We start from the raw sequence: 3,414 nt of genomic DNA on the forward strand, positions 1-3,414 counted from the left end.
GTCACCAGCAGGTCAACCGGGATCAGACCTCAACTGGGAAATCCGTGGCAGCGGAGATGTTAACGGTGGTGGTGCAGAAGAAATTTTCTGGTACAACACATCCAGCGGAGAAATTGCTGTTTGGGAGATAGATGAAACCGGGTTTCAGAATGCTACGTTTATTACGGATAGCAATAATCAGAAGATGATTATATCACCTAATGATCCCTGGCAATTAGTTGCGGCTGGAGACATGGATGGCGATGGTGACGCAGATGCTATCTGGGAAAATATGGATACCCAAGAGTTTGCCTACTGGAAGCTCGATGGTACTGTTTACCAGGAGGCAGTGCTGATCGATGCCCGACCAGCAGACGGTCCTTGGGAATTCCGTGGTGCCTATGACGCTAACCGAGATGGTATTGATGATTTCTTCTTCCGTAATTCCCAAGGACAAAATGGCCTGTGGATTATCGAGAATAACTCAGTGAGTGAGGAGAATATCTTACCTATCACTCCTTCGGTTTCAGAACTCGACTTCTCCTTCTACGTTTAGGATAGTCAGCAGGTAGCTTTAATTTTTTAATTAGAGTGAATGAAAACCCACCCCTTGAGCGTAAGCAGAAGGGGTGGGTTTTCATTCACTCTAATCTGAGTCTAATATCTCCGACTGCTTAAAGGGTGACAAGGGGAGTAAAGACTAGTCTTGAAGGGGGGTCTAGCCAAAAGATGCAAAAAAGATTAGGGTAGTCTATGACCACCCCAAAAAACCAAAAATGCTACCGACATTATATCAGAAAGTTTTAGAAAAGCATCTCAACGAGAAGCAAAATCTGACAGTTCAACTATTGATATTGATGCTTCAAAGCTTCCGTCAAGTCAAATTATCAACCAAGGCCGCGTGTGTTTCCTCAACCGATCACTTATGAGAGCAGACTAAGGAATTTGCAGAGATTTTTAGTACTGCCGCAATGGAATGTAAAACTGTTGTGGTTTCCCATAGTCAAATATTGGTTGAAACAAGAATATAACGGAGATCGACTGAACCGAGAGCAAAGAAGAAGACGGAAAAAATTAAAATATTCTGAGTCGGGGCAAATCTTGGTAGTGATAGACCGAACTCAATGGAAGGAAAGGAATTTAATGGTGGTAAGTATAATATGGGGTAAACATGCTCTCCCGGTGTACTGGGATTTGATTGGCAAAAAAGGTAGTAGTAATTTATCCTTTCAGAAAAAAGTACTTCAACCGGTTTTGAAGCTGATCAAACCTTATCCGACTATTGTGGTAGGGGATAGGGAATTTCACAGTGCCAAGCTGGGAATGTGGCTGATGCTCAGAAGAGTAGACTTTATTCTCCGTCAGAAAAAGAGTGCTTGTATTCAACAAAATGGCTTAAATTATCAAGCTTTAAAGTCCCTGGGATTTCAACCAGGAGACACTCACTTTATAGAGAATATTACCTGCAATAAAGAGCCGAACTTATCTCCTTTTAACTTGGCAGTTCGTTGGAAACGAAAATACCGTGGCAAAGAACACAAAAACCCTTGGTACTTACTGACAAGCTTACCTAATCTCCAGAAGACTTTAGAAGTTTATCGAGCTAGATGGGGAATTGAAACACTGTTTAAAGACTGTAAGACTGGTGGATACAATTTAGAACAAACTCGGGTTAATTCCACTCGCTTACTAGCCCTTGTTATGCTAATTGCTTTAGCTTATAGTCTCTCTACTTTTGAGGGACATTACTTGCAACAGACTCCCCTGGTTAATTATGTCAGTCGTCTTCATAAAGGAAAGGAATTTTTTGAGCCACACCATAGTAATTTTACCATGGGATTATTGACTTATGCTTGGGTTAATGCCATGACTTTATGGTCAGAACTTGCCCAGAGTCTGATCAGTCTCAAGCCTCATAAATGGCTCTATTTTCAGCGAGGCTTGAAAGCTCTATCCCAACTACAGCAAACATTAGAGCCTTGTTGTCATCCTTAAAGAGTAGTCAGTTAATTAAAATGGCCATAACCCTTCATATATAAGGGTTATTAAAATAGAGGTACCTTGTAGCTATATTGGGTTATCTCCCCCCAGATACTGTTGAGATACCCCCAGTACAAATATCCACAGAGCTAATTGCCAGGCCTTAAGTAGCTGGAAAAAATAAACCTCGCTTCTTGATGCAGTCGCTCATGGGGGAAACCCCCAAGACCGCGCTGCATCGCGGTATTAACTTGTGTAAAGTTGCCAAAAATTCCTCTGTTCCCTGTTCCCTGTTCCCTGTTCCCTATTTCAACAGTTAATTTTACTTTTGTCCGACTACTTATATGCTAGGGGTTTTGTGGATAGGTGATGTCGGTTATATGCCGAGGGTCGATGTACAGGCAGCTGTTTGCTCGGACTCTATCTTGATAGCGATCGCATCGCACCACCCATTTACCTCATTTTCATTCGATCAGAATTTGGAAAAATCTTTAAGTTCCGGTAACCCCAGTTACTTGCCTTAACAATACTATAAAATGTATTATAAACAACGCGAAATAGCTGATAATCTATTGAGGATTTCGGCTCTAATGGTAATATATTTGGTTGGTTTGATACTATTAAAAAACTTTTATCTGTAGTTTTTGATACTAATTTAGATGAGCTTACCCTGAGGAAGTATACGATAGCTCTAGTTGAACAGGTGCGGAGCTGACGTGGGGATACTGTCAAAAAAGGTACCCTTACGGGTACTGTCACAAATCTGATGATTTTTAATACTGGATTTAAGTGAGCCTGCAATCTATTAAACAGATGGGAGCACCTTTAATGACATCATCCTTTGATACGGAAATCGGGATTGCTCTAAGCACGAGCAGTTGGAACGTTGGTGATTTTAGGCTTTTTGAGAGTACACAACCTGATGTCATTCTCTATATGCCCAATCGATCTTTTTTGGTAGTTAATTCAGATAATAAACAATATCAGGCTACCTTAACGGTCTTTCGCAAGTGGGACCAAGGAATCGATTCGGTCAAGGGGGGGGCATTAAGCTTTACAGCAACCTTGATGCCCCAATATGACTTCCTAACCCAAGAGGCTCTCAAGCAAGAGTGGGGAAGGGAAATTCTCAAAAGTGGATATTTTTTGGGAGAAAATCTACAGTTTTTGCCCTTGCCTATTCGTAACATTCAAGTCCAAATCCTGCTAGATCCGTCACTAGGAAAGGTAACTATCCCAGAGGTTGAGGCTACGAGTTCTGTCAGTGCGGGTGAAACCACCTCCTTATTGCTGGACTTGACTGCAAAAGGCGCTCAGAAGTGGGTAGAAAACATTCAGTCCGGGACCCAACTAACCGGGGGACTGATATTCACTTATGAGTATCCTCAAGTGCTACCGCAAGTACAGGCTCAGATTCATGTGAAAGGTAAGAGCATTTTTGCAAACCTCTCTTCA

At 41.8% G+C, this 3,414-nt stretch carries 1 protein-coding gene and 2 pseudogenes; all 3 read left to right on the forward strand.

Features of this window, described 5'->3' with window-relative positions:
* A pseudogene (locus F6K49_RS37810) lies at positions 1-535 on the forward strand (FG-GAP-like repeat-containing protein); the annotation flags it as partial.
* A 220-nt stretch (positions 536-755) separates the two neighbouring features.
* A pseudogene (locus F6K49_RS37815) lies at positions 756-1,974 on the forward strand (IS4 family transposase).
* An 813-nt stretch (positions 1,975-2,787) separates the two neighbouring features.
* On the forward strand, positions 2,788-3,414 hold a 627-nt coding region (locus F6K49_RS37820; RefSeq protein ID WP_293105346.1), incomplete at its 3' end, for a hypothetical protein.

The organism is Moorena sp. SIO3I6 (genome assembly GCF_010672095.1).